18 protein-coding genes are annotated in these 21,687 nt (G+C 57.4%); all 18 read left to right on the top strand.

Annotated elements, in window-relative coordinates:
- Nucleotides 1-58 precede the first annotated feature (58 nt).
- The gene (rpmI, locus tag HMPREF2710_RS08815) at nucleotides 59-253 is read left to right on the top strand and encodes a 50S ribosomal protein L35 (protein WP_004006287.1); all 195 of its coding nucleotides are present in this window, start codon (nucleotides 59-61) and stop codon (nucleotides 251-253) included.
- A 114-nt stretch (nucleotides 254-367) separates the two neighbouring features.
- Nucleotides 368-748: a 50S ribosomal protein L20 gene (gene rplT, locus HMPREF2710_RS08810; protein WP_005507127.1), complete on the top strand. Its 381-nt coding sequence runs from the start codon at nucleotides 368-370 to the stop codon at nucleotides 746-748.
- 200 nt (nucleotides 749-948) lie between these two features.
- Nucleotides 949-1,860: a TrmH family RNA methyltransferase gene (locus HMPREF2710_RS08805; RefSeq protein ID WP_246824563.1), complete on the top strand. Its 912-nt coding sequence runs from the start codon at nucleotides 949-951 to the stop codon at nucleotides 1,858-1,860.
- Nucleotides 1,861-1,951: 91 nt separating this feature from the next.
- Complete coding sequence (locus HMPREF2710_RS08800) at nucleotides 1,952-2,872, top strand: cation diffusion facilitator family transporter (RefSeq protein WP_005507873.1); 921 nt, start codon at nucleotides 1,952-1,954, stop codon at nucleotides 2,870-2,872.
- A gap of 18 nt (nucleotides 2,873-2,890) precedes the next feature.
- Nucleotides 2,891-3,706 carry a DUF421 domain-containing protein gene (locus HMPREF2710_RS08795; protein WP_070542791.1) on the top strand — a complete coding sequence of 272 codons (816 nt, stop codon included), beginning with the start codon at nucleotides 2,891-2,893 and terminating at the stop codon, nucleotides 3,704-3,706.
- Between the two features lie 16 nt (nucleotides 3,707-3,722).
- On the top strand, nucleotides 3,723-4,205 hold the full coding sequence (locus HMPREF2710_RS08790; RefSeq protein ID WP_070542795.1) for a (deoxy)nucleoside triphosphate pyrophosphohydrolase: 483 nt from the start codon (nucleotides 3,723-3,725) through the stop codon (nucleotides 4,203-4,205).
- A gap of 404 nt (nucleotides 4,206-4,609) precedes the next feature.
- Nucleotides 4,610-5,479, top strand: coding sequence for an iron uptake transporter permease EfeU (efeU, locus tag HMPREF2710_RS08785; protein WP_070542798.1), 870 nt, complete (start codon nucleotides 4,610-4,612; stop codon nucleotides 5,477-5,479).
- Nucleotides 5,480-5,615: 136 nt separating this feature from the next.
- Entirely contained in the window at nucleotides 5,616-6,833 is a 1,218-nt protein-coding gene (gene efeO / locus HMPREF2710_RS08780; protein ID WP_070542801.1) for an iron uptake system protein EfeO, read from the top strand.
- A gap of 166 nt (nucleotides 6,834-6,999) precedes the next feature.
- Nucleotides 7,000-8,322: an iron uptake transporter deferrochelatase/peroxidase subunit gene (gene efeB / locus HMPREF2710_RS08775; RefSeq protein ID WP_070542806.1), complete on the top strand. Its 1,323-nt coding sequence runs from the start codon at nucleotides 7,000-7,002 to the stop codon at nucleotides 8,320-8,322.
- 272 nt (nucleotides 8,323-8,594) lie between these two features.
- Complete coding sequence (locus HMPREF2710_RS08770) at nucleotides 8,595-9,116, top strand: hypothetical protein (protein WP_049358219.1); 522 nt, start codon at nucleotides 8,595-8,597, stop codon at nucleotides 9,114-9,116.
- Nucleotides 9,117-9,353: 237 nt separating this feature from the next.
- Complete coding sequence (pheS, locus tag HMPREF2710_RS08765; RefSeq protein ID WP_049352676.1) at nucleotides 9,354-10,481, top strand: phenylalanine--tRNA ligase subunit alpha; 1,128 nt, start codon at nucleotides 9,354-9,356, stop codon at nucleotides 10,479-10,481.
- 3 nt (nucleotides 10,482-10,484) lie between these two features.
- Nucleotides 10,485-13,055, top strand: coding sequence for a phenylalanine--tRNA ligase subunit beta (gene pheT / locus HMPREF2710_RS08760; protein ID WP_070600687.1), 2,571 nt, complete (start codon nucleotides 10,485-10,487; stop codon nucleotides 13,053-13,055).
- A 192-nt stretch (nucleotides 13,056-13,247) separates the two neighbouring features.
- A complete protein-coding gene (locus HMPREF2710_RS08755) occupies nucleotides 13,248-14,045 on the top strand; it encodes a hypothetical protein (protein ID WP_070600685.1) in 798 nt (265 codons plus the stop codon).
- A 395-nt stretch (nucleotides 14,046-14,440) separates the two neighbouring features.
- Complete coding sequence (locus HMPREF2710_RS08750; RefSeq protein WP_049345349.1) at nucleotides 14,441-14,926, top strand: arginine repressor; 486 nt, start codon at nucleotides 14,441-14,443, stop codon at nucleotides 14,924-14,926.
- A gap of 153 nt (nucleotides 14,927-15,079) precedes the next feature.
- Nucleotides 15,080-16,684, top strand: a complete 1,605-nt coding sequence (locus tag HMPREF2710_RS08745) for an AMP-binding protein (protein WP_070600683.1) — start codon at nucleotides 15,080-15,082, stop codon at nucleotides 16,682-16,684.
- 134 nt (nucleotides 16,685-16,818) lie between these two features.
- A complete protein-coding gene (locus HMPREF2710_RS08740) occupies nucleotides 16,819-17,394 on the top strand; it encodes an adenine phosphoribosyltransferase (RefSeq protein WP_070600681.1) in 576 nt (191 codons plus the stop codon).
- Nucleotides 17,395-17,597: 203 nt separating this feature from the next.
- Nucleotides 17,598-19,892, top strand: coding sequence for a HelD family protein (locus HMPREF2710_RS08735; protein WP_070600679.1), 2,295 nt, complete (start codon nucleotides 17,598-17,600; stop codon nucleotides 19,890-19,892).
- Between the two features lie 166 nt (nucleotides 19,893-20,058).
- A complete protein-coding gene (tyrS, locus tag HMPREF2710_RS08730) occupies nucleotides 20,059-21,363 on the top strand; it encodes a tyrosine--tRNA ligase (RefSeq protein WP_049341763.1) in 1,305 nt (434 codons plus the stop codon).
- Nucleotides 21,364-21,687 lie beyond the last annotated feature (324 nt).

Below are 21,687 nucleotides of genomic sequence, written 5' to 3'. Positions count from 1 at the left end.
CCCCCACTAAGCTCCCCCGCCGTTGTGGCGGGGGATGAATGTAAGGAGAACGGCAGCTATGCCGAAGCAGAAGACCCACTCTGGTGCTAAGAAGCGCTTCAAGCTCACCGGTAGCGGCAAGGTTAAGCGCCAGCAGGCGAACCGTCGCCACTACCTGGAGCACAAGTCCTCTCGTCTGACCCGTCGTCTGGCTTCTGACCAGATCGTTACCGGCGGCCAGGCAAAGGTTGTCAAGAAGATGCTGGGTAAGTAAGCAACGCTTACTCTCTGCACCTGGCGCACCGATAGTGGTGCGCACTGATTAAAGACTCGCTCCTGTTCAGCGTGATATGTGAGCTGTTCAGGACATAAGACGAAGGAGACACACGTGGCACGTGTGAAGCGCGCGGTTAACGCGCACAAGAAGCGCCGTACTATTCTCGATCGTGCATCCGGCTACCGCGGTCAGCGTTCTCGCCTGTACCGTAAGGCTAAGGAGCAGGTCACTCACTCGCTGGTTTACAGCTACGACCACCGTCGTAAGAAGAAGGGTGACTTCCGTCGCCTGTGGATTCAGCGTATCAACGCTGCTTCCCGCGCACAGGGCCTGACCTACAACCGCTTCATCCAGGGCCTGAAGGCTGCTGGTGTTGAGGTCGACCGCCGTATGCTGGCTGAGCTGGCTGTTAACGAGCCCGCTGCCTTCAACGCACTGGTTGAGATTGCTAAGAACAACCTGCCCGAGGACACCTCGGCTCCCAAGGCTTAATTAGCCTAGGTTGTGTTCTTACCTCGAAAATCTAGGTTCGGGGTAGGATGCTTAAGCGTCGTGAGCGGCCGTCTGCACTTTGAGTGTGGGCGGCCGCTTTCTGCGTATCTGGGGTTGTGACTGTTCTGCGTTTTTGGGTGCGTCTTTGCCTGTACCCTTTAAGAGTGAACTTTTTTGAACGTATTAGTACCCCCGTTGTGATGTCCAACCCGCAGGCTGACCGTGTGCGCGATATTGCGAAGCTGCGTACCCGTGCTGCTCGCACGAAGAAGGGCCAGTTCCTGGTGGAAGGCCCGCAGGCTGTGCGTGAGGCGTTGAAGGCGCATCTGAAGAAGCCGATTCTGGATGCTGTCTACGTTACGGAGGCGGCTTTTGACCGTCATGAGGATATTGCCGAGCTGCTGGAGCAGGTGTACGGCACCCCCACCCCCGAGGAGGGGCGCCGCGTCTTTATGCGTGTGGTGACCGAAGAGGTGTTGGCGGCCATGGCTGATTCTGTGTCGCCGCAGGGTATTATTGCGGTTTCTTTCATGGTGGATGCTTCCTTCTCGCTGCTCTGGGGTGAGGGCGCGTTGAACCCGAAGTTGATTGCTGTGCTGTCTCGTGTGCAGGATCCGGGTAACGCGGGCACGATCCTGCGTGTGGCGGATGCAGCCGGCGCCGATCTTGTGATTACCACCAAGGGCTCGGTGGATTTGTACAACCCGAAGACGGTGCGTTCTACCGCGGGTTCGCTGTTCCACGTGCCGGTTATTCAGGGTGTGGAACTCGAGGACTTCGCGGAGGATGTGAAGTCTCAGGGGACCGCGGTGCTGGCTGCTGACGGCTATGGTGCGGTGAACCTGCAGGAGCTGAGTGAGTACACCGCGGCCCGTCGCGCGGGTGTGGAGGCGAGCGCCCCGTCCGGCGTGAAGGGTAATTTTGATCTTTCTAAGCCGACGATGTGGCTTTTCGGTAATGAGGCGCAGGGCTTGAACGCTGAAGAGAAGGCAGCCGCTACGATGCGCGTGGCTGTTCCTGTCTATGGTTCGGCTGAGTCTTTGAATGTGGGTACGGCTGCTGCTGTGTGCCTGTATGCTTCGGCGATGGCTCAGCGCGGCGTTTCTCGCTAGGTTTTGGGCGGTTCACGGCTGTGGTACAGCGGTGGGCCGCTTTAGCCTCATAGGTTTTAGAGTTTTAGTTTAGGGCTGAGAAAGGGAAATTATGTCTGCTCCTTCTGGTCATTCGGGTTCGGGCGCGATTATTGCCGCGCTGGGTGCGAACCTGGGTATTGCGGTGCTGAAGTTTTTGGCTTTTGCACTGACTCGTTCTTCGTCGATGTTGGCGGAGGCTATTCACTCGGTGGCTGACTCGGGTAATCAGCTTCTGCTTCTTTTGGGCGGTCGCGCTTCGCAGAAGCAGGCTGATGAGGAGCACCCGTTTGGTTATGGCCGTAACCGCTATATTTACGCGTTTATTGTTTCGATTATTATCTTTGCCCTGGGTGGCTTGTTCGCTCTGTACGAGGGTTATGAGAAGCTGCATGACCCGCACGGTATTACTGAGTGGCAGTGGGTTCCGGTGGCTGTTCTGGTGGGTTCGATTCTGCTGGAGGGTAATTCGTTCCGCGTGGCGGTGAAGGAGTCGCGTGATCTGAAGGGCAAGCAGAGCTGGATGCGTTTCTTGCGTACTTCGAAGAACCCGGAGCTTCCGGTGCTTCTGCTGGAGGATGCGGGTGCGCTGCTGGGTCTGATTTTTGCGCTCTTTGGTGTGGGTCTGACTCTGTTGACCGGTAATGGTCTGTGGGATGCATTCGGCACCCTGGCTATTGGCGTGCTGCTGGTCTTTATTGCCGTGTTCCTTGCGGTGGAGATGAAGTCTCTGATTTTGGGTGAGGCGGCTTCTCCGGAGGATTTGGCGAAGATTCGTGCGGCGATTGAGGATGGCGATAGCGAGCGCATTATCCACATTAAGACCGTGCACTTGGGTCCCGAGGAGATTCTGGTGGCGGCGAAGATTCGTATTCACGATGCCGACACCGGCCGCGCTGTGGCTGATGAGATTGACGCGGCTGAGGTTCGTATTCGCGAGGCTGTTCCTGCGGCACGCATCATTTATCTGGAACCGGATATTTTCCGGGCCTAGCTCTAGGAGATTTTTGTTATGACCGTTGAGATGATCGTTGATGGTTTGCTAAAGATTTTCGTTGGCCTGATCATTCTTTTGGTGTACCTGCGTCTGACTCACCGTTCTCAGGCGGGGCACCAGACCCCGATTGATACCATCGGTAACTTTGTCATCGGTGGTGTGTTCGGTGGCGTGTTGTACAGCAAGCAGATTAGCCTGTTCTACTTTGTCATCTACATGGTGTTTACGCTGTGCATGATTCAGCTGCTGAACGTGGCGACCACGAAGATTCGTTTTCTGCATATGGCGGTGCGTGAGCAGCGCGTGCCGGTCATTACGGATGGTGATATCGATATTAAGAGCTTCCAGCAGGCAGATGTGGTTCTTGATCCGATGCGCCTGATTGCTGACCTTCGTGCGCAGGGTATTTACGACCTGGAAGACATTGAGTTCGCTCAGATTGAGCCGAATGGTGTGCTGAGTGTGATTCGTAAGGGCGACGGTGTGCCGAACTTTGCTCTGATTGTGAAGGGTAGCTTGGTTACTCGCGATATCGCGGATGCGCACAAGACCGAGGATTGGGTGTACCTGCAGTTGCGTGCGGCTGAGGTCGAACTTGAGGATGTCTTCCTCATGGAGTTCAAGAACGGTAACCGCCTGCTCATTCTGCTCAATGACGGCACTACTATTCGCCGTGAGGTGGCAGAAGCCTCGAATATGAATGATAAGGAAGAAGAGTGGCAGGAAGGCGTGGAGGACGCTCCTGAGCCGGAGGATACTGAGGATGCTAAGAAGGAAGTAGCGGAGCACGCTGCTGAGGATGCGCATCCGACGAAGGATTCTAAAGCGTAGAAGAAGGTAGAGAAAGATGAGTGATATGTTGCTCTCGTTTGAGGTTCAGGTGGTTGGCGCCGCCGTGGTTGATTCTTTGGAGGCTCCGACCCGCATGCTGGTGGCTCAGCGTTCTGAGCCGCAGACAGTTGCTGGCATGTGGGAGTTCCCGGGCGGTAAGGTCGAGCCGGGGGAGAGCTGCGAGCAGGCGCTGGTGCGTGAGCTGAAGGAGGAGCTGGGCGTGCAGGCCCGTCTGGGTGCTGAGGTGCCCGGTGCGTACCCGCAGGGCTGGCGTCTGAGTGAGCGTCTGGCGATGCGCGTGTTCTTCGCGGAGATTCTTTCGGGTACTCCGGATACTCTGGAGGATCACAGCGCTCTGCAGTGGATGCCGCTGCCGAAGTCTAAAGATGACGCGCAGGCGTATGATGACCTGCTGGGTTTGCCGTGGATTCCGGCGGATTTGCCGATTGTTGTGGCTCTTCTTCAGCAGCTGCAGGATGCAGGTGTTGGCGAGGCATAATCCTAATGCTGTAGCGCTAAGACCCTGTATTAGTTCTCTGCGTTAGTTCGTTGCGAGGCTAAGTCACCGTTATGTGACACGTTCGCGGCGGTAACAGGATAAATTTTCTCTATCTTTTTCGACACTGTTTGAAGGCGGGATTTCCTGTGGGGAGTCCCGCCTTTATTCATATTTTGAGGGTGAGTTATGCGCCAGGTGATCCTGACTTGCGTGTTTGTTGGGGTGTTTATTCACAGTGCGTAAAGTTATGGCGACAGGTCGTGTCCAAGAGCCTGCACCGTAAAGATATAGGCGATTTTAGGCATGTTTTAGGCGTGCGCAGCCCCATAACCCGGGATGAAATCCGGCGCCAATCACCGTATGTTTATTAGGTAAGGAAAAACTGTCTAATTGGTGATACTGAAATGAACTTTTGGGGAGCCTTCCTCGGAAACTTTTTGATTGGCCTGCGCGAGGGCCTCGAAGCGGCACTGGTCGTAGGTATCCTCCTCGCCTACATCCGCAAAACGCAGCGTACCCACCTGCTGGCACCCATGTGGGCCGGCGTCGGTGTGGCGGTCCTACTGTCCCTCGGCTTTGGCGCTCTGCTGACCTTCGGTCCCCAAACCCTCACCTTCGAAGCGCAGGAAGCCATTGGCGGTTCCCTGTCTATCATTTCGGTTGGCTTCGTCACCTGGATGATTTTCTGGATGGCTGAAAACGCCCGCATGCTTTCTGCCGAACTCAAGGGCAAGCTGGACGCTGCACAGACCAGCGCCTGGGCTGTGGTTCTGCTGGCGGCGCTTTCCGTGGGCCGCGAAGGCCTGGAAACCACCCTGTTTATCTGGTCGGCTACCCGCACCGCCGGTCAGGAGGCGAACGCAACCCCCATGCTCGGTGCGCTGGTCGGTATCGCCATCGCCATCGTGATGGCGTGGGGCATGATGCGCGGCATGATGCGCATTAACCTTTCGCGCTTCTTCACCATTACCGGCGCGTTCCTGGTCATCGTTGCCGCCGGCGTGCTCTCCTACGGTATTCACGACCTGCAGGAGGCGGGTATCCTGCCGGGTCTGAACAGCACCGCGTTCGAGTCCTACCGTTACATCGACCCGAGCGGTTTCCTCGGCACCCTGCTCAAGGCTGTGTTCAACCTGTCCTCGACCACTACCTGGCTTGAGGCGGGCGCCTGGATTCTGTATGTGGGCATTGTGATGCCGCTGTTCATCCGTGCCCAGCGCCCGGGTCTGAAGGCGGCGGCTAAGAAGCCGGAAACCGAAAAGGCTACCGCCTAAACCAGGTTGCGTTCTGCCTCCACGGGAGAACCAGCACGGGAGAACCAGCCCCCTAGATTTTTGCGGCAACGATTGTCCGCGAACCCTAACTATTCATACATTCACCCTTCACGGGACCTCTACATAAGGAGAACCTATGCGTAAGACTCTCGCCTCCGCCGGTGCACTGCTTTCGGTTGGCGCACTCGCCCTGACCGGCTGCACTCCCAACAACCAGAACGTGGCGTCCTCCGCTTCGGGCGCGGCATCCTCCGACGGCGTTATTAACGTCAGCGCTAGCGACGATGCCTGCAAGCTGTCGGCGACCACCGTGAAGGCTGGCAAGGTCACCTTCAAGGTCAAGAACGAAGGCACCAAGGTCAACGAGTTCTACGTGCTCGGCTCCGACGGCCTGCGTATCGTTTCTGAGGTGGAGAACATTGGCCCGAACCTCAGCCGTGACCTGACCGTGGAACTGGCAGAGGGTAGCTACAAGACCGCGTGCAAGCCCGGCATGGTTGGCGACGGTATCCGCGGCGATTTCACCGTGACCAAGAACGAGAACGCGGCAACTATCTCCGCCGATGAGCAGGCACTGCGCGACACCGCAGTCACCCAGTACACCGCTTACGTCAAGGATCAGGTGGAGGCGCTGAAGACCAAGACCGAGCAGTTCGCTGAGCTCTACACCGCCGGCAAGGTAGAAGAAGCGAAGGCGCTGTACTCCTCCGCGCGCCTGCACTACGAACGCATTGAGCCGGTCGCTGAGTCCTTCGGTGACCTGGACCCCGCACTGGATGCACGTGAAGCAGACGTGGAAGAGGGCAAGGAATGGACCGGCTGGCACAAGATTGAGAAGGACCTGTGGCAGCCTACCGCTGAGAAGAACGGCGGCAAGGAGTACACTCCGCTGACCGCTCAGGAACGTGCAGAGCTGGCGAAGAAGCTCGTTGAGGACACCCAGAAGCTCTACGACGAGGTTCACTCCTCCGAGTTCAAGCTTGAGGCATTCCAGATTTCTAACGGCGCTAAGGAACTGCTCGACGAGGTGGTAAACACCAAGATCAGCGGTGAGGAAGAGATTTGGTCGCACACTGACCTCTCGGACTTCCAGGGCAACATTGATGGTGCTCGCGTGGCGTATGAGGACGTTCTGCCGATTCTGAAGCAGAAGGACCCGAAGCTGGCTGAGGACATCGCGAAGAAGCTCGACGTCGTTCAGAAGCTGCTCGACAAGTACAAGAAGGGCGATAGCTTCGCTGCGTACGATGAGCTGACCAAGGAGCAGGTGCGCGAGCTGTCCGATGCTGTTGAAGCTCTGTCTGAGCCGGTTTCGAAGATGACTGAGGTTGTGACCGGCGCGGGCACTAAGTAGCATCCCGCCGACGCTCACCTGCCGCGGTATGTGATATCCGCGGGGCTTGCCGGGTGGGGACTACGGTTGATTCGTGTCTCCACCCGGCACAGGTGCATTCTTCATGCAGGGCGCATATAGCCGCTGCATTCTTCAATCATTCACACATCACACGAAAGGCCTTCCCATGCCTACCGAATCCAACCACCACACTCCGGAAGTAGCCCCCGACGCTAAGCCTGCTGGCACCTCCCGCCGCGGTGCGCTCGGCGCCGCACTGGCGGGTGCCGGTGCTCTGGGCGCCCTCGGCGCGCTCGTCGGATGCTCCTCTAACTCCAGTGCGCAGGCTTCTGCGAGCGCTTCCTCGACTGCCGCGAAGGATTCCCACTCGTTCTACGGTGAGCATCAGAGCGGCATTTCGACTGCGGTTCAGGACCGCATGTATTTTGCGGCGCTGAACCTGAAGACTACCGACCGTGACGAAATCCAGTCCCTGTTCAAGGAATGGAGCGCCGCTGCTGCGAAGCTGCAGGCGGGCGAGCTGGTGGGGGAGGACCGCTCCTATGAGGCGCCTCCTAAGGACACCGGCGAGGCGATGGACCTGTCCGCCGCGAACCTGACCCTCACCTTTGGTCTGGGCCGTAGCTTCTTCGTTGACGATGAGGGCAAGGACCGCTTCGGCTTTGCTTCTAAGCTCCCGGAGGCACTGGTCCGCATCCCTCATATGACCGGTGATGCGCTGGAAGAAAAGCGAAGCAACGGCGATATCTGCATTCAGGCGTGTGCGGATGACCCACAGGTGGCGTTCCACGCGATTCGTAACCTGATTCGTATTGCTGGCGGTCGTGCCGTGGTGGCGTGGAACCAGCAGGGTTTCGGCCGTACCTCTTCGACCTCGACGAGCCAGGTGACGGCGCGTAACCTGTTCGGTTTCAAGGACGGCACGAATAATCTGAAGGTGGAGAGCCCGAACCTGCTGAAGAAGCACGTGTGGACTTCCTCTGAGAATTCGGCGAATAGCCCGGCGTGGATGGAGGGCGGCAGCTACCTGGCTGCTCGCCGTATCCGCATGAATATTGAGACGTGGGACCGCACCCGTCTGCGCGAGCAGGAGGAGATTGTAGGTCGTACGAAGGTGACTGGTGCGCCGCTGTCCGGTGGTGACGAGTTCACGGCTCCTAATTTTTCGGAGAAGGGTCGCTCGGGTCCTCTGATTCCGGCAGACTCTCATATGCGTCTGATGCATCCTGATCAGAATCAGGGTGTGCAGATGTTGCGCCGCGGCTTCAACTACACGGATGGTACTGATGAGCTGGGCCGCCTGGACGCTGGTTTGTTCTTCATTGCGTATGTGTGCGATCCGCGCACGCATTTTATTCCGATGCTGAGCACGATGACTTCTTCGGACGCTTTGAGTGAGTATCTGCGTCATACCGGTAGTGCGCTGTTTGCGGTGCCGCCGGGTGTGAAGGATGAGAACGACTACATCTGCTCGGGTCTTTTCAGCTAGTGGATGTGTGGGACTAGCGCCTGCTTAGGCTTGCTAAGCGGCGTGTTTGTGTTGTTGAAAGCAGGAGGTGTTGTCACCTCCTGCTTTCTCCTGTTAAGGCGTGCGCAGCCGCTATTTTGCGGGTGTTGGGGGCGCTTAGGCTGTCTCTTTGTGGGTTTTTGTGGGGGAGGGGAATTTGTCACATATGGGTTCGACACGGGTGCATGCTTTGGAAACCAACCAGCAGGCGGGTAGTATTGAGGGAGAAATCACATACGTATTGGGAGACAATGATGACTGCTCAACCCCCGTTTGATCCGGGTGCCTACCGCTCCGACGCGGTTCCCTCGGACACTCAAGCTATTTATATTCAGGAAGGCGGCGCTGAGCCGCGCGGAATTCTGTTCCACTCGCCGACCAAGCACCCGAAGATTCTGCGTCTGCAGGAGATTATGATTGTCTCCGCGCTGCTCTGCTTGATTCACGGTGTTATTTCCTCGTTCGCACCGGATAACCTGTCCCCGCTGAAGGGTCTGCCGGAGGTCGGCGTTGCAGGCGGTATCGGCCTGCTGGTTGTTTCTGCGGTTGTGTACATCTGGGTCTACTTCACGATTCAGAAGGGCAGGCGTCTGGGCCTGACTGTTGGTCTGATTTTTGCGATTCTGGGTGCGTTCGTGGCGATTTTGTCTCTGATTGGTAATGTCATTGACGCTCAGCGCTACGGCTTCGTGCCTCTGTACGCGGCATGGTTCATTGCGAACGTGCTGTGGATTCGTGCTTCTTTTGACCCGGCTGTGAAGCAGGCTCTGAAGTAGAAGTACCCTCTTCAACCCTGTTGTTGAAAAGATATACTCTAGAACGCCCGGATGGACTATCCGGGCGTTCTGCTGTTTGCGCTTGCCTCTCTGGTCTAAAATAGATAGGATATGCGCCCGTCGCCTTCCCCCTGTTCCGCACCCTGTGCGGGTAGCCGGGGGAGAGCAGATGGTGCTGCCTAAGGTGTATAACGAGCCAGCCGGCATAGTGCCGGTGGTATGCAGAGAAGAGTGACAATGACCGATTCCGTGCAGGAACACGAGGGTCTTAACGGCCCGGCTCAGGTTCTCGCCCGCATTGCGCAGGTTCTGGAGGAGAACCCCGAGAACGGTTTGGACGCTATCCGTGAGGCTTTTGAGGCTGAGCGTGAGCGCGCCAAGCAGGAGATTCGCGAGAAGGCTACCGATTTTGACAGCCTCAAGGAGGTGCGCCTGAGCTTCTTCGGTGAGAAGGGCATCATGAGCATCGCGAACCGTCAGATGCGTGATCTTCAGAACCAGCACAAGGGCCCGGTGGGTAAGCTGATGGGTCAGGCTCGTGCAGCCCTGACTGAGGCTATTGAGGCTCGTACCGCTGAGCTGGAGGCTGAGCGTGAGGCTCGCATCCTGGCTGAGGAGGCTGTGGACGTTTCTGCTGCTTCGCCTCGCCGTTCCCTGGGCGGCCGCCACCCGATTGCTCTGATGCAGGAGCGCCTGACCGATATTTTCGTCGGTATGGGTTGGGAAGTTGCTGACGGCCCGGAGCTGGAGTCTGAGTGGTACAACTTTGACGCTCTGAACATTAAGCCGGATCACCCGGCACGCGAAATGCAGGACACTTTCTACGTTGAGCCGAAGAACGCTCACCTGCTGCTGCGCACCCACACGTCGCCGGTGCAGATGCGCTCGCTGCTTTCTCGCGAGCTGCCGCTGTACATTGTGTGCCCGGGTCAGGTGTACCGTACCGATGAGCTGGATGCGACCCACACCCCGGTCTTCCACCAGATCGAGGGTCTTGCCGTGGATAAGGGCCTGACTATGGCTGATCTGAAGGGCACCCTGGAGTACATGGCACGCGCCATGTTCGGTGAGGACGCTAAGATTCGCCTGCGCCCGAACTTCTTCCCGTTCACTGAGCCTTCCGCTGAGCTGGATTTGTGGCACCCGAACGCTAAGGGCGGCCCGCAGTGGATTGAGTGGGGTGGCTGCGGCATGGTGAACCCCAACGTTTTGCGTGCTGCGGGTATTGATCCTGAGGAGTACTCGGGCTTCGCTTTCGGTATGGGTATTGAACGTACCCTCATGTTCCGTAACAACGTCGCTGACATGCATGACATGGTTGAAGGCGACATCCGTTTCTCTGAGCAGTTCGGGATGGAGATCTAAATTATGCGTGTACCCCTGTCATGGCTGCGCGAGTTCGTGCCTGTAGCTGAGGATGCTTCGGCTGAAGATTTGATGGCAACCCTGGTGAAGGTTGGCCTGGAAGAAGAAGACGTTCACCGCCCCTCTGATGAGCTGTCCGGACCAATTGTGGTTGGCCAGGTGCTCTCCATGGAGCCGGAGACCCACTCTAACGGCAAGACCGTGAACTGGTGCCAGGTGCGTGTGGTTCCGGAGGGCCAGGAGCAGACTCTGACCGGTAAGGGCATTGAGCCTTCCGGCGTGCAGGGCATTATTTGTGGTGCCCACAATTTCAAGCCCGGTGACAAGGTTGTTGTGACCCTGCCCGGCGCTGTTCTGCCCGGTGGTTTCGCGATTACTGCCCGTAAGACTTACGGTCACAAGTCGGCTGGCATGATTGCTTCGACTCGTGAGCTGGGTATTGGCGATGATCACGGCGGCATCCTGGTGCTTTCGACCCTGGGCCTGGACCCGGAGCTTGGCACCGATGCGATGGAGCTGCTGGGCCTGTACGATCAGGCTGCCGAGGTGAACGTGACCCCGGACCGCGGTTACGCGTTCTCTCTGCGCGGTATTGCTCGCGAGTGGTGCCACGCTACCGGTTCTTCCTTCGAGGATTTTGTGCTGGCGTACGGCGAGCGCGCCCCGGAGGCTAACGAGTCCGGTCACCCGGTTGCTCTGCGTGATGACGCCCCGATTCACGGTAACCCGGGCTGCACTCGTTTTGTGATGCGTGAGGTTTCGGGCGTGAAGGCGGATGCGCCGGTTCCGACCTGGATGTCTTCGCGTCTGCGTCTGGCGGGTGTGCGCTCGCTGTCGCTGCCGGTGGATATTTCGAACTACGTGATGCTGGAGACCGGTCAGCCGCTGCACTTCTACGACGCTGACAAGGTTCAGGGTGAGATTGTGGTGCGTCGCGCCGCAGCTGGTGAGAAGCTGGTGACCCTGGATGGCGTTGAGCGTACTCTGCACCCCGAGGATATTGTCATTGCTGATGATTCCGGTGTGATTGGTCTTGCCGGTGTGATGGGCGGCGCCTCCACTGAGGTGACCGATTCGACCACCCGCATTCTGGTTGAGGCTGCTCGTTTTGATGAGGTGTCGGTGGCTCGTACTGCTCGCCGTCACAAGCTGATTTCTGAGTCCTCGAAGCGTTTTGAGCGTGGCGTTGATCCGCTGATTCAGGCAGCGGCTGCTCAGCGTGCGGTTGAGCTGCTGGTTGAGCTGGCTGGTGCTCAGGTTGAGCCGGGCGTTACTGACGTATCCCTCGGCTATGAGCCGGTCGTGATTGACCTGCCTGCTGATTACACTGCTGGTCGTATCGGCGTGGATTACTCGCCGGAGCAGATTGAGTCGTGCCTGCGTGAGATTGGTTGCTCGGTGGAGCGTACCGAGTCTGGTTACGCGGTGACTGTCCCGTCGTGGCGTACTGACCTGCGCGCGAAGGAGGACCTGACCGAGGAAATTGCACGTATTGACGGTTATGCGAACATCCCCTCGACCCTGCCGGTGGCTCCTGCGGGCCGCGGTTACACTCCGGAGCAGGCGGGTAAGCGTCGTGCGCTGAATGCGCTGGCTGCTTCCGGTCTGACTGAGGTGTTTGCGTACCCCTTCGTGTCGGCTGATGCGAATAACCTGTGGTCGGCTCCGTGGGCGAGCACCCCCGAGAACCCGGTGACTGAGGTTCCTTCGATTCGCCTGGAGAACCCGATTTCTTCGGCTGAGGGCTGGATGCGCCGCTCGCTGCTGCCGGGTCTGGTTGAGGTTCTGAAGCGTAACCTGTCTCGTGGTTTCAAGAACTTGGCTATTTTTGAGTCGGGTCATGTGTTCATTCCGGGTGAGCAGCTGGGCTCCGAGTCTATTCCGCCGCTGGGAGCTCGCCCCTCGGATGAGGTTCTGGCTGATCTGAATGCCGGTATTCCGCAGCAGCCCACTTTCATTGCTGGTCTGTTTGCAGGTACTGAGCACGAGGCGATGCCGGGTGCTGCTCCGCGCGCTTACGACTGGCGTGACGCTCTGGACGCTGTGCGTCTGGTGGCTGCTGCTGTGTCGGCTGAGATTCAGGTGCGTAATGGTGTGCACACTGCGTTCCACCCGGGCCGTGTGGCTGAGGTTCTGAACGCTGCCGGTGAGCGCGTTGGTTTCGCTGGCGAGCTACACCCGAAGCTTCTGCAGGAGCTGAACCTGCCGGAGCGTACTTGCGCGTTTGAGCTGGATTTCTCGGCTCTGTTTGCTGGTCGTGTTGAGGCGCGTCAGGCTACTCCGGTGCTGACTTTCCCGGCTGCTACTCAGGATGTGGCGCTTCTGGTGGACCGCGATCTGCCTGCTTCTGAGGTGGAGCGTGTTCTGCGTGAGGGTGCTGGTGAGCTGCTGGAGGATATCCGCGTCTTTGATGATTACCGCGGTGTCGGTATTGATGAGTCGAAGAAGTCTTTGGCGTTTGCTCTGCGTTTCCGCGCGCCGGATCGTACGCTGACTGCTGATGAGGCTTCGGCTGCTCGTGAGGCTGCTGTGGCTGCGACTGTTGAGCAGCTGGGTGCGGAACCGCGTGTCTAATCGGGTCTGACCCTATGGCGTAACGCTTAGTGCTGACGGGGTGGGAGTTGTTGGCTCCCACCCCGTAGCTTTTGGCGTTGCGTGGTGGGTTTACCTGTTGAGTTGGTTTTTGAAGCGTTGATAAGCGCTTTCATTGGTGAACTCATGTGGTTATGGGTACCCTAGAAGATAGATGAAGTGAGGGAGAGAGTAATGGCTAATCGAGAGAACTCGCGCGAACAGGATGAGCTGTCGCAGTCTACTGAGGTCGAAGAAACCTACTTTGAGGATTCCCAGTACGATGATTCTCAGTACGATGACTCTGAGTATGAAGATTCTGAGTATGAGGAGTACGACGAGTACGAGGATTACGACGATGAGGAAGAGAACTCCTCCCTTTTCGCGATGAGTGAGGAAGAGCTGGATGACCGTCCGGGCGTGAACTGGCTGTCGGTTCTTTCTGCTGTCGTTGCGGTTATTCTTTCCATTATTTTGGCTGTTGTGGGTGTTCGTGCTTTTGCGTCGGTGAATAATAACGCTGAGTATGCTGGCAAGAGCTGGGTCATTCAGGGCACCTACCAGGATTTGACTCCTGACCTGATTACGAAGGGCAATGTTGCTCGTTATAAGGGCAACTTGCCGGCTGATGACGCGCTGAACGGTAAGACGTATGTGTCGAACCTGAAGGATAAGTATCAAGTGACTTCGGGTGCTCCGATTGAGTTCCGTGGTTCGCAGACTGGTGACGTTCCTTCGGAGTTCCCGCGTGAGGTAGACGGCCTGTTGGTGGAGAAGGGCGGCACTCTTGAGGTCGTCTACACCGCCGAGAAGGGCACGTTGAAGCCTGTGACTGAGGACAGCGTGAACGCCGAGCGTTTTGCCGGTATCGCAAGTATTGTTGGTGCGGTGCTGGTGCTTCTGCTGGGTCTGGGTTTTGCTGTGTGGCTGAACCGCCGTTCGCGCGATGTCGAGTATGAGGACCTGGATGGTCTGGTGGAGGATGAGCGCTAGGCGTTCTGAGTCCTGAGGATTCACCTCGAAGTTTTGTTGAAGGAGCCTGTTTCTGGTGCACGTGATGTTGCTGGAGGCGGGCTCCTTTTTCGCGCTCGCCTACCGGAGGTCTCTTGACCGGCGCAGCGCACCAGTCCACAATGTTCTTGCACGCTATGCATTCATTGTGAGGTTATGCGCCCGAATGTGTAGATACACGCTACATTCGCGGCATTTTGCGTGACAGTTGGTGAGATAAACCCTGAAATTTCCCCCATATCTTGGAATAATCCATATTTGGTGCGCATATTTATGTGCATATGTATTATCTTGGGTAGTAAAGAATGTCGCGCTGCGCCACCGTTGGGCAGCTCCGTTCTGAATTCGTGATTGGCACCGTAGGAAGAAGAGATATTATGCCTTTCCCCTCGACCAAGATCGCGCGTCAGGCACGCATCGTTGAATTGCTGCAGACCCGACGTGTCCGCTCCCAGGCTGAACTGGCGCAGTACCTGGCCGATGATGGTATGAAGGTTACTCAGGCGACCCTTTCCCGTGATCTTGTTGAAATTGGCGCTGAGCGCATCCGTGATGAAGGCGCTGGCTTGATTTATGCTGTGCCGAATTATCCTGCTCGTCGTGGCGGCGGTACTGCACCTGATGCCCGTATGATTTCCCTGTTTAAGGAACTGCTGATTACCGCTGAGGGTTCGGCAAATATTACGGTTCTGCGTACTCCTCCGGGTGCTGCGCAGTTCTTGGCGTCGTCTATTGATCAGGGCGGTCTTGAAGCGATTATGGGCACTATTGCCGGTGACGATACGGTAATAGTGATTACTCGTGACCCCAATGGTGGGGCTGCGCTTGCCGAGAGCTTCTTGGATTGGTCTGCTGCTCAGTAGTAGCTGGGGCGTATCTTGCGCTGTTCTTCTGATATTTCGGGGGGAGCGGTTGAAGGTACGCCCTTCTGCTGTCTTCGGGTTCTTTGCCGGGCTTCTAGCTCGTCTTCTCCTTTTCTAGATATACCGATTTTTCTGTGGTGAGAGTTTTCTATCATGTCTGAAATACACGATTCAGCGAACAATATTGCCTACCTTTTGGCTGAGGCTGCTTCTGGTTCGGGGGCTAAGACAGCTTTGGCGATTCCGGCTTCTGAATCTGCTGATATGCGGGTGGTGAGCTACGCGCAGTTGGCGTCTGCGGCCGCGCAGGTTCAGCGTCATTTGGCGGCGCTCGGTGTTGAGCGTGGTGACCGTGTGGCGTTGTCTATGCCGAATGTGGCGTTGATGCCTGCACTGTATTACGGCATTGTGGCTGCGGGTGCGATTTGTGTTCCGTTGAATCCGCTGTTGTCGGGTGCTGAGCTGGAGTATCATCTGCGCGATAGCGGGGCGAAGGTGCTTTTTGCGTTTGCGGGTACTCGTCTGGCGTCGGAGGCATCCTCGACGGTGCCGGTGAAGAACGGTTCGGTTCGTTGCGAGATTTTCACCGGGGGAGAGGGCTCACCGGTGGCTCCTTTTGATGCGCCTCCCGATAGCGCGCTGTCGGATGCGGATCCGTCGGCTACTGTTCTGGAGCCTGTCCCGGTGGCGGCGAGCGACCCGGCGATTATTCTCTACACGTCGGGTACGACGGGCAAACCTAAGGGTGCGACGCTGACCCACGCGAATATCCTCTCGAATGCTCGTAGCTGCGTGAGCGTTTTTGGGTTTACCGCTGAGGACGTCATTTTTGGTGGCCTTCCGCTGTTCCACGCGTTCGGTCAGACGGTGTCGATGAACGCGGCGTTTGCGGCGTCGGCTACAGTGGCTTTGCTGCCGCGTTTTACCCCTGATGGTGCGCTGAATTTGATTGAGTGTGCAGGGGTGTCGGTGTTGGCTGCGGTCCCGAGCATGTATGTGTCGTTGGCGGCGGCGCTGGAGGCTGAGCCTGAGCGTGCGCGCTCGCTGCGTGGTCGCATCCGCTTCGGTATTTCGGGTGGTTCGCCGCTACCTGCGCCGGTGCATTCTGCGTTGAAAACGCTGATTGAGTGCCCGGTGTATGAGGGCTACGGTTTGAGTGAGACTTCGCCGGTGGTTTCGTTTAACCAGGCGGAGTTTGGCATGGTGCTCGGTTCGGTGGGTCGTGTTCTGCCGGGCGTGCAGGTACAGGTCCGTTGTCCGCAGGGTTCCGAGTGTGCGCCGGGTGTGAGCGGTCAGCTGTGGGTACGCGGCGAGAATGTGATGGCTGGCTACTGGAATAATCCTGCGGCTACTGCTGAGGTTTTTGACGGCGAGTGGTTTGCGACCGGCGATGTTGCGCGCGTGGATGAGCAGGGCAATATTTTTATTGTGGACCGTATTAAGGACATGGTTCTGCGTAACGGCTATTCGGTGTATCCGCGTGAGATTGAGGATGTTCTCTATACCCATGAGCAGGTGCAGTCGGTAGCTGTGTTGGGTGTGCCGGATGATCGTGTGGGTGAGGAGGTTGTCGCCGTGGTGATGCCGCGTCCGGGTGCTGATGAGGGCGTGCTGCAGGCGGAGTTGAATGCGTTGGCGCGTACTCGTTTGGCGGCGTATAAGTATCCTCGCCGCTACGTGATGGTGGAGAGCATGCCACTGGGGCCGACCGGCAAGATTCTTAAGCGTGACTTGCGGGTTTTGATTCAGCGGGGCTAATCCCGGCAGATGGTTCTTATCGCTCATCTGAGGACAACCGCGGGTGAAGGGGGTAGAATCTTGTAGGCGGCTTCTACCGCGTTATTGTTCCCGGGTAGTTTTTCCGGGGCTATCCCCTTCACGAAAGAGAGAGCATGAGCGTTCCCGCTTCTGAGGCTTCGCGAACCCCTATTGAGCAGTTGATTCCGACTGCTTGCGCTACGATTCCGAATTACCCGCACGAAGGCATCCTCTTTTACGATGTGACCACTCTCTTCGCTGATGCTGAGGTGTTCAAGGCGTGCATTGATGAGCTGGCTGCTCGTTTTGAGGGTCAGTTTGATGTGGTTGCTGGTGTTGAGGCTCGCGGTTTCTTGCTGGCTTCTGCGCTCGCGTACGCTACCGGCACCGGCATTATGACGGTCCGTAAGGCGGGTAAGCTTCCGCGTGAGACGTACCGTGAGGAGTATGCGCTGGAGTACGGTAGCGCCGCGATCGAGATTCACTGTAGTGATTTCGCGCCGGGCACCCGTGTTCTTCTGCTGGATGATCTGCTGGCGACTGGCGGTACCCTGGTGGCTGCCGCGAAGTTGGTGGAGCGCGCGAACCTGAAGGTTGCCGGCGTTGGTGCTCTTCTGGAGCTGGAGGGCCTGGGCGGTCGTGAGGCGCTGGACGGTTACCGTCTTGAGACGCTGAGCATGGTCTCTGAGTACCCGCTGCCGTCGAAGTAGTTTTATAGAGTTTGAGGCGTACCGTCCTTTGGGCGTGTGCAGCTGATATTGATGAGGGGTGCCCCGCCGGTTGAGCCGGTGGGGCACTTTTCTGTGGGGGTAATATTTCTGCCCTTCGGAGCCTGTCCTGTAAAATAGTGACCCGTATTTTTGGGTGTCTATCGCACCCTGTCTTTGAGACACCATAGGTTTAAGGAGCTTACGTGTCATCTGAATCTCTACCCCAGCAGTCTGCTGATTCTTCGGCGGCTGAGAAGCTGTTTGCTGAGCAGATGGCGGCGGAGCGTGAGTATGTTGCTCGCGTGTATGCTCGCCTGGATGAGCTCCGTGAGGAGACGGCTGAGAAGCTGGCTGCTGTGCGTAAGAATCAGGCGGTGGGCGGTCATCAGAACCGTTCGGAGCGTGACTCTTTTGCTACTCACTATGAAGATCGTTTGGCGCAGCTGAATGCTGTGGATTCTCGTCTGACCTTTGGTCGTTTGGATATGGACCGTGAGGGTGCTGATGCGGTGCGCTATATCGGTCGTATCGGTATTACGGATAGTAATCAGCAGCGTCTGCTGATGGATTGGCGTGCCCCGGAGGCGGGTACGTTCTATCAGGCAACTGCTTTCCACTCGATGGGTGTGCGCCGTCGCCGTCACCTGATGCTTGAGGGCCGTACTGTCGTCAATATTGAGGATGAGGTCTTCGATTCGGAGATGCTGCAGGATGAGGATTCCCTCCACGGCGAGGGCGCTCTGCTGGCGGCGTTGAATAAGAAGCGTACCGGCCGCATGGGCGATATTGTGGCGACGATTCAGGCTGAGCAGGATGCGATTATCCGCTCGGAGCTGCCGGGTGTGCGTGTGGTGCAGGGTGGTCCCGGTACCGGTAAGACAGCTGTGGCGCTGCATCGTGCGGCGTATCTGCTGTACACGAACCGTGAGCGCCTGTCGAAGGCTGGCGTGCTGGTGGTTGGCCCCTCGAATTCGTTCATGTGGTACATCGAGCGTGTGCTTCCGTCGCTGGGTGAGACCGGCGTGGTGATGTCTTCGTTGGCGACCCTGTATCCGGGTCTGCGTGCTGTGCCTGAGAAGGACCGCGCGGTTGCCGCGTTGAAGGGCGATTTGCGCATGGTGAAGGTTATTAAGTGTGCGGTGGCGGATCGTCAGAAGGTGCCGGCTCAGGTTCAGCGTCTGAATGTTGAGGGTACTGATGTTGAGCTGACTCCGGAGATGGTTCGTTCGGCTCGTTCTCGTGCTCGTTCGACGGGCAAGCCGCATAATGAGGCTCGTGAGACGTTCGTGAAGATTCTGTTGAAGGAGCTGACTGCGAAGCTGGATGATCAGCTGAACCGTGCGGCGGGTCGTGTGGTGGAGCGTCCGTATCTGCAGGATGATGTGCGTGCCTCGATGGATGTGCGCCGTGCCTTGAATCTGGCGTGGATGCCGCTGTCGCCTGAGACTCTGTTGCGCTCGCTGTTTTCGAAGCCGCACTATCTGGAGTCTGCGACTCGTGAGCTGTCGAAGGCTGAGCGTGAGCTGTTGGCTCGCCCGGCGGATGCCCCTTTCACGGAGGCTGATGTTCCTCTGTTGGATGAGGCTGCTGAGCTTTTGGGTGATTTTTCGAAGGTGACCGGTGCGGCTGCTGCGGCTCGTGCTGCGGCGGAGCATCGCGCGAACCTTGAGAACGCTGCGAAGGCGCTGGAGAATGTTCACCAGTCGCTGGAGGATATTGGCGCTGATGGCGTGATTACTCCTGAGCAGATTGCGATGATGAATGAGGTTCGTGGCGAGCGTATGACTGCTGCGGCTGCGGCGTCGGCTGATCGTACGTGGGCGTATGGCCATATTGTGGTGGATGAGGCTCAGGAGCTCTCGCCCATGCAGTGGCGTCTGCTGATGCGTCGTTGCCCGATGAAGTCGTTCACGATTGTGGGCGATATTGCTCAGGCTTCTTCTGCTGCGGCTGCTTCCTCGTGGTCGCAGGCGTTGGAGCCGTTTGTGGGTGAGCGCTTCACTCTGGAGGAGCTGACGATTAATTACCGTACTCCGGCGCAGATTGCTGAGGCGGCGGTGTCGGTTGCGCAGGCTGCTGGCTATGAGGTGTCTGCGCCTCGTGCGGTGCGTGAGGGCCAGTGGCCTCCGCAGGTGCATGAGGTTGCCGCCGAGTCTGTTGTGGAGCAGACCGTGTCCGTGGTCAGTGAGGAGGTCGCTCATTCGGGTGGTGCTCTGATTGGTGTGGTGTGCCCGCCGAGCCTGTATGTTCAGACGGCTCAGGCTGTGGCTCGTGCTCATGCTGATCGTACGGGTACCGCGCAGACTGCGTTGGAGAATCAGGTGCTGGTTCTGACTCCGTGGGAAGCGAAGGGCCTGGAGTTTGATGTTGTGGTGATTGTTGAGCCGCAGCAGCTGATCGATGATGCTGGTGGTGCTGTGGGCGACTTGTACGTGTCGATGACTCGTCCGACTCAGCGCCTGCACATGGTGGGTTCGCGGATGCCCGCGGGCCTGTAGCCTTCATAGCTCTGTAGCCTCTTTCTGTTATTTCTTTGAGCCGGTGCTGCACCGGTTTGGGCGCTCGCTTGGGTTTTTCTGAGCGTTTGGGCTGGTGCGGTGCTAGGCTTGTTACATATTTTGTTCGAGCGCCTTCGGGCGTTGTTACCTTGTGAATGGGAGAAGCATGTCTGCCGAGATCCTCAACGCGCAGCATAATGACGATACCTTCGAGAATATTTGGCAGGAACTGAAGTGGCGCGGCCTGGTGCACGTGAGCACTGATGAGGCTGCTCTGGAGAAGGCGCTGAGCGAGGAGAGCCTGACTTTCTATACGGGTTATGATCCGACTGCGGCTTCTTTGCACCTGGGTCACCTGGTGCAGCTGCTGGTGATGCGTCGTCTGCAGCTTGCCGGTCACAAGCCGCTGGGTCTGGTGGGTGGTTTCACCGGTTTGATTGGTGATCCGCGTCAGACTTCTGAGCGTGTGCTGAACTCTCCTGAGGTTGTTGCTGAGTGGGTTAAGTCTCTGCGCGCTCAGATTGAGCGTTTCCTGTCGTTCGAGGGTGAGAACGCTGCCCGTATGGTGAATAACCTGGACTGGAGCGGTCAGATGTCTGCTCTGCAGCTGCTGCGCGATGTTGGTAAGCATTTCCGCGTGGGCACCATGGTAAAGAAGGAGATTGTTGCGAAGCGCCTGAACTCTGATGAGGGCATTTCGTACACCGAGTTCTCGTACCAGATTCTGCAGGGCCTGGACTTCTTGGAGCTGAACCGTCGTTTCGGTTGTACTCTGCAGACCGGTGGTTCTGATCAGTGGGGTAACCTGACGAGCGGTACTGAGCTGATTCGTAAGGTGGAGGGTAAGAGCGTTCACGCTATTGGTACTCCGCTGATTACTAACTCTGATGGCACTAAGTTCGGTAAGAGCGAGGGTAACGCTATTTGGCTGAACCCGCAGATGTGCTCGCCCTACGCTTTCTACCAGTTCTGGCTGAACACTGCGGATGCGGATGTGGTGGATCGCCTGAAGGTCTTTACTTTCTTGACTCGTGCTGAGATTGCTGAGTTTGCTGAGAAGGTTGAGAAGGAGCCGTTTAAGCGTGAGGCTCAGAAGACTCTGGCGTACCTGGTGACTTCGCTGGTTCACGGTACTGAGGCTACCGATCAGGCTGTGGCTGCTTCGGAGGCTCTGTTCGGTAAGGGCGATTTCGCTGCTCTGGATGAGGCTACCCTGGAGTCTGTGATTGCTGAGCTTCCTTCGGCGAAGCTGTCTGAGGACCGTCTGGACATGATTTCTGTTCTGACTGAGCTGGGCTTTGCGAAGTCTAACTCTGAAGCTCGTCGCATTCTGAAGGAGGGTGGCGCTTCGGTGAACGGCGTGAAGGTTCAGGGCGAGGACGCAGCTATTTCTAAGGATGATCTGCTACACGGTCGTTTTGCGATGGTTCGCCGTGGCAAGAAGAACCAGGGTGCTGTAGAGCTGGTCTAGTCTCTTCTGACTTTCTCTATACATATAGAGGGGGAGGGGTTCTTCTCTACTGAAGTATTCATTACTGAATGTTCGGTGGGGGAGTGCCCCTCCTTTTCTATTCCACCTATATATCTCTATATACAGAGTCTGTTAGAGAGCCCCTCCGTCAGGAGGGGCTCTTCTTGTATCGTTCTGCTACCCTCTGGCTCTGGGGTTTCTTGGTTTGTCTTTGTTGGCGAGGGCTTTGGGCGCCTTTCGACCCTGTTTTGGGGGTCCAGAGAGGGGAATTCGCAGATTTTTGAGGTTTCTAGAAGTTTTTTAAAGATTTTTTAGCACCCATAA

The sequence above is a fragment of the Rothia sp. HMSC069D01 genome (assembly GCF_001810135.1).
Lineage (GTDB): Bacteria > Actinomycetota > Actinomycetes > Actinomycetales > Micrococcaceae > Rothia.
This window is presented reverse-complemented; position numbering and strand designations above follow the sequence as displayed.

What these genes read in the sequence shown, in the direction of transcription:
- HMPREF2710_RS08755 (WP_070600685.1), top strand. Translation starts at nt 13,248, where the DNA reads ATGGCTAATCGAGAGAACTCGCGCGAACAGGATGAGCTGTCGCAGTCT.
- HMPREF2710_RS08750 (WP_049345349.1), top strand. Translation starts at nt 14,441, where the DNA reads ATGCCTTTCCCCTCGACCAAGATCGCGCGTCAGGCACGCATCGTTGAA.
- pheT (WP_070600687.1), top strand. Translation starts at nt 10,485, where the DNA reads ATGCGTGTACCCCTGTCATGGCTGCGCGAGTTCGTGCCTGTAGCTGAG.
- rpmI (WP_004006287.1), top strand. Translation starts at nt 59, where the DNA reads ATGCCGAAGCAGAAGACCCACTCTGGTGCTAAGAAGCGCTTCAAGCTC.
- HMPREF2710_RS08740 (WP_070600681.1), top strand. Translation starts at nt 16,819, where the DNA reads ATGAGCGTTCCCGCTTCTGAGGCTTCGCGAACCCCTATTGAGCAGTTG.
- HMPREF2710_RS08770 (WP_049358219.1), top strand. Translation starts at nt 8,595, where the DNA reads ATGACTGCTCAACCCCCGTTTGATCCGGGTGCCTACCGCTCCGACGCG.
- HMPREF2710_RS08805 (WP_246824563.1), top strand. Translation starts at nt 949, where the DNA reads ATGTCCAACCCGCAGGCTGACCGTGTGCGCGATATTGCGAAGCTGCGT.
- HMPREF2710_RS08800 (WP_005507873.1), top strand. Translation starts at nt 1,952, where the DNA reads ATGTCTGCTCCTTCTGGTCATTCGGGTTCGGGCGCGATTATTGCCGCG.
- pheS (WP_049352676.1), top strand. Translation starts at nt 9,354, where the DNA reads ATGACCGATTCCGTGCAGGAACACGAGGGTCTTAACGGCCCGGCTCAG.
- efeU (WP_070542798.1), top strand. Translation starts at nt 4,610, where the DNA reads ATGAACTTTTGGGGAGCCTTCCTCGGAAACTTTTTGATTGGCCTGCGC.
- HMPREF2710_RS08745 (WP_070600683.1), top strand. Translation starts at nt 15,080, where the DNA reads ATGTCTGAAATACACGATTCAGCGAACAATATTGCCTACCTTTTGGCT.
- efeB (WP_070542806.1), top strand. Translation starts at nt 7,000, where the DNA reads ATGCCTACCGAATCCAACCACCACACTCCGGAAGTAGCCCCCGACGCT.
- HMPREF2710_RS08795 (WP_070542791.1), top strand. Translation starts at nt 2,891, where the DNA reads ATGACCGTTGAGATGATCGTTGATGGTTTGCTAAAGATTTTCGTTGGC.
- tyrS (WP_049341763.1), top strand. Translation starts at nt 20,059, where the DNA reads ATGTCTGCCGAGATCCTCAACGCGCAGCATAATGACGATACCTTCGAG.
- efeO (WP_070542801.1), top strand. Translation starts at nt 5,616, where the DNA reads ATGCGTAAGACTCTCGCCTCCGCCGGTGCACTGCTTTCGGTTGGCGCA.
- HMPREF2710_RS08790 (WP_070542795.1), top strand. Translation starts at nt 3,723, where the DNA reads ATGAGTGATATGTTGCTCTCGTTTGAGGTTCAGGTGGTTGGCGCCGCC.